Origin of the sequence: Aurantimonas litoralis (assembly GCF_026153195.1) — a bacterium.
GTDB classification, from domain to species: domain Bacteria; phylum Pseudomonadota; class Alphaproteobacteria; order Rhizobiales; family Rhizobiaceae; genus Aurantimonas; species Aurantimonas coralicida.
In genome coordinates this window covers 1-4623 of record NZ_JAPFBM010000027.1, presented here as the reverse complement: position 1 = coordinate 4623, position 4623 = coordinate 1, and the positions used below count along the sequence as shown (strand labels likewise).

General features: G+C 65.1%; 2 protein-coding genes. One reads left to right on the top strand and one right to left on the bottom strand.

Going from position 1 to position 4623, the window contains the following annotated elements; all coding sequences use genetic code 11:
* Window positions 1–245, bottom strand: a 245-nt coding sequence (locus tag N7I30_RS21610; protein ID WP_498641049.1) for a hypothetical protein, incomplete at its 3' end; no start/stop codon positions are given.
* Between the two features lie 332 nt (window positions 246–577).
* On the opposite strand from N7I30_RS21610, the gene N7I30_RS21605 reads away from it, so the two are divergent.
* On the top strand, window positions 578–4623 hold a 4046-nt coding region (locus tag N7I30_RS21605), incomplete at its 3' end, for a DUF4011 domain-containing protein (protein ID WP_498641048.1).

Below are 4623 nucleotides of genomic sequence, written 5' to 3'. Positions count from 1 at the left end.
CCGAGCACCAGAAAAGTTTTCCGAAACCCGAGGGCCGTGCGCGGTTCGAGCCCGCATTCCGTCTTCACCCAGGACGAATAGCTCCCACGAAGGAGCTTGGCGGCCTCTTCTAGTGCCTCGCCAGCGGTAAACGTGTCGGCGAGGCCGCGCTTGCCAATGGCGCGAACGCTTTCCTTGAGCTTGCGCAGGCGGTCAGCCGTTTCTCGCGCCGCGATAACCGCATCCGTCCTCTTCTCGTTCTTCATGCGGTTCCACTCCCCTTCATGTCGGGGGAAGGTAGCCGTTAGACCCTAAAGTCTGCGGACCGCGATAGGTAAAGTTCGATGGTAATAAGCTGGCGAGCAGCGTTACCCGCAAACAGCCTGGGCGACGGCCCGCCGCCCCAAGCGCTGAGACGAGGAGGGCAGTGGCGAGGAAGTTCGTCTCGTCCGGTCGGTGTCCGTAAACCTAGCGCGTCTCAATCATCGCGTCAGGCACTAGGAAACCATGGAGAAGATGTGCCACGTTCGCCGGAAGATCGCGTCGAATATTTCTGCGCGATACAGTCGGCCGATCCTTACATCCTCAAGGCAGTTCAATGTTCGAATCCGAGACCGCCTCGATCTACCAAAGCGACCTGCCAATCGAGAATAAGCTCGAGCGCGCCCGAACAGAACTCCTCGACCTGTCCGCAAGGAACCGCCTGCTAAATGTCCCCCGCCACTCGAAGGCGGCGCGGACGATCGACATCATCGATGAGCGTTCCGCCGAGATCTACCGCCTCTTAGCGAAGGAAACGAAAGCATTCACGTTCGCCGCGGGGAGACCGGACAGAGCGGGCGGCGGGGACGCCGCAGAGGAGGACGAGGACCTTCCCGCCATCGAGCTTGCGCAGCCCGACGAGGCGGACGACGAGGTCGACGAGCGGGGCAGGGCCAAGCGCCACCTCGACACCAAGCTCCAGACTCGGATGACGCCGAAGGGGCTCCAGAAGCGGCTTCTCGACCTATACCACGACGCGCGGACGCTGGAGGAGGAGCAGGGCGTCAACGTCCTCTTCTTAGCGCTTGGCATGCTGCGGTGGGTAGATCCGAACAACAAGGAGAACATTCGCCACGCACCGCTCGTCCTCGTGCCGGTCAAGCTCGAGCGCGGCACGGCTGGTGAGCGCTTTCGTCTCCGGGTCCGTCCCGAGGACCAGACTTCGAACCTGTCGCTGGAGGCCTACCTCGACCGCGTTCACGCCCTCCGCCTGCCCTCCTTCGAGGGTGGCGACGAGTTCGATCCTGACGCGTACTTCCGCGAGGTTGCAGACGCTGTTTCCACTAAGACCGATTGGTCGGTCCTGCCCGACGACATCGTCCTCGGCTTCTTCTCGTTCTCCAAGTTCCTGATGTACCGAGACCTCGATCCGGAGAACTGGCCATCCGACGGACGCATCACCGACCAAGCGACGATCCGATCGCTATTGTCTGACGGCTTCGACGCGGGCGAACCGCTCCTGTCCGACGACGAGCGGATCGACCGCCACATCGACCCCGCGGACATGCTCCATATCGTCGACAGCGACGGTTCGCAGACACTCGCGGTCCACGACGTGCGTCGCGGCAAGGACCTCGTCATCCAGGGACCGCCGGGAACAGGCAAGTCTCAGACGATTGCCAACGTCATCGCTTCCGCCATCGCCGACGGGAAGACGGTCCTGTTCGTCGCCGAGAAGATGGCGGCCCTCGACGTCGTCAAGCGCCGCCTCGACAACGCCGGGGTCGGCGATGCATGCATAGAGCTTCACAGCAACAAGGCGAATAAGCGCGGGTTCCTCGAGGAGTTGCGCCGGACGTGGGAGCTCGGATCACCGCGCGGTGAATTCCCGTCGAGCCTCACCGGCAAGCTGCGTGCGGCTCGAGATGTCCTGAACCTCCACGCCGAGCGGATGCACGTGCCGCACGAGACTTCCGGCCTGACGCCCTACCAGGTGTTCGGTGCGCTGACGAAACTCCGGCAAGAGGGGCAACGTCCCGTCGACCTGCCCCTCGAGACCGCGACGCTCTGGTCACCGGACGATCTGGCGTCGCGCCGCCGCCTTCTCGTCGAGCTTACTCAGCGCGTCGACGAGATCGGGCTTCCGATAAACCATCCGTGGCACGGTGTCGGCCTTGACCTTGTCCTGCCCACGACGCTTGAGCGCTTGCTCCCTCGGATTGAGTCCCTTCAGTCGGCCATCTCGGATTTGGAGGCCGATTACGGATCATTGGCGAAGGCGTTGGAGGTGGAGCCGGAGCCCATCACGTTCGACGATGCCGTGACGCTCCGGGAGCGAGCGGACATCCTTGCCCGCGCGCCGAACCTGTCGCCGGAAGCCTTTCGTGCGGACGCATGGGATGACCGGCGCGAGGCCGTGGCCGACCTCGTCGGGGCTGGCGCGGACTTTCGTCAGCACGGCGAGTCCTTGGTTGGGTCCGTTCATTCGTCGGCGCTCGGCACATCGATCGAGGGGCTTGAGGTTCAACTGGCCTGGCTGCCGCGAGAGTTCCCGACCGCTGCTTTCGGGCGGGCCGCCGAACTCGCGGAATCGCTCCCGCGCCTTCGCGCCGAGGCAGACCGCCTCGCCACTGAACTCGGCGTTCCGGGCCCCGTCGACACGCTCGCCGCGGTGTCGCGCCTAGTGACGACGGGCGAGCGGGTGGCGGCGGCGCCCGATGCGAGTCCCGAGGCGTTTGCGGCCACGGTGTGGGATCAGGGCGTGGAGCAGGCCGGGGACCTCGCGGAGGCGGTCGAGACGCTCGAGCGGTCGCGCGCGGCGATGGGCGACCGAATACTCGACGTCGCCTGGACGACCGAGGTCTCGTCCGCCCGCCAGGCGTTGGCGATCAACACCGGATTCCTGAAGGCACTCAACGGCGACTACCGGAAAGCGAAGGCGCTGATGCGCTCGATCCTGCGCAACCCGGAAATGCCGACGCAGGATATTGTCGAACTCCTCGACACGCTGATGAAGGGACAGGCCGCAGCCAAGCGCGTCCAAGACGAGGACGCCTTCGGGCGCTCCGCGTTCGGCGCCGATTGGCGCGGGGAACGCTCCGCCTCCGCTCCGCTTCTCGCCCTAGTAGCATGGATGCGCACGCTGCGCGGTCTCGGTGCCGAGCCGCGCCTCATCGCCGGCCGGCTCGCCGAGCGGCAGGTCGTCGGCGAGCACGCTGCGCTCGTCCTGCGCCATGTCGATGCTGCCAAGCCATTGCTTGAAGCCCTATGGTCCGACCTTGGCACGGCGGCCGCCCCCGCGCTCGACAATGCGGTGTCCGCCGACCGCGCACAACTTGACATGGTCGAGGCGCGGGCGCGGAATCTTGCATGGGCTGACGGCCTCTGCCGCACCATCATGCGATCCGTTCCCGACACACTATCCGAGCGCCTTGACGCTGTTGCACGTGTCGCAGCCTGGCAGGCGGCAGCCCAGTCACTCGACGAGCGCACGGCTCTTGGAGCGGAGGCGTTCGGCCTCGTATGGAAGGGTCAGGATTCGAACTGGGACGAGCTTGCCGCGGCCGTCGAGTGGATTGACGCGCATGGCGAGCTTCGGCATCTCGCCGCGCGTCTTTCCGACCGGACTGGGATTGCCGAACGGGCAGGGCGGGCCGTGGCCGCGTCGGCCAACGCGCAAGACGCGCTGGCCGAGATCGCCTCCTTCCTCTTGGCAGATCCCCGGAGCTTGTTCGATGCTGATGATTACCGAAATGTGAGGCTCCAGCAGTGCCGGGAGCGCATGGAGACCTGGCTAGCCAACTCCGAGCAGCTTTCGAAGTGGGTCTCTTACCGCGAGCGGGCAGACCGGGCGCGAACGGATGGTATGGCCGTGTTCGTCGACAATCTGGAAGACGGCCGTCTCGCTACGCCCGCCGCACTCCCGTCGTTCGAAATGGCGTATCATGAGGCGATCCTGTCCGAGCTAATCCGAGCTGATCCGGAACTCGGACGCTTCGACGGCAGCCTTCACGGACGGCATGTGCGCGAGTTCGCCAATCTTGATCGCGAGCGCATCAAGTCGGCGAGCCTCGAAGTTGTGCGTGCTCACCATCGTCGGATCCCGCCTCGCGACGGCGGCGTCGGTCCCGTGGGGATTCTTCGGGGTGAGATGGCCAAGCGCAGCCGCCATATGCCGATCCGCCAGCTCATGCAGCGGGCTGGGCCAGCTATCCAGGCGCTGAAGCCCGTCATGATGATGAGCCCGCTTTCGGTCGCCCAGTTCCTGACGCCCGGCAAGATGACCTATGACCTCCTCGTCATGGACGAGGCTTCGCAGATCCAGCCCGTGGACGCGCTTGGCGCCATCGCTCGGGCCCGGCAGGTCGTCGTGGTCGGCGACGAACGCCAGCTCCCGCCGACTAAGTTCTTCTCCAAGATGACCGGCGGAACAGAGAGCGACGACGAGGAAGAGGGCGCGCAGGTTGCCGACATAGAGAGCATCCTCGGCCTTTTCACCGCGCGAGGCCTGCCTCAACGTATGCTGCGCTGGCACTACCGCAGCCGTCACCAGTCGCTGATCGCGGTTTCCAATACGCAGTTCTACCAGAACAAGCTCTTCATCGTGCCGAGCCCCTACACGACCGAAGCGGGTATGGGCTTGCAGTTCCATCACGTCCCCGA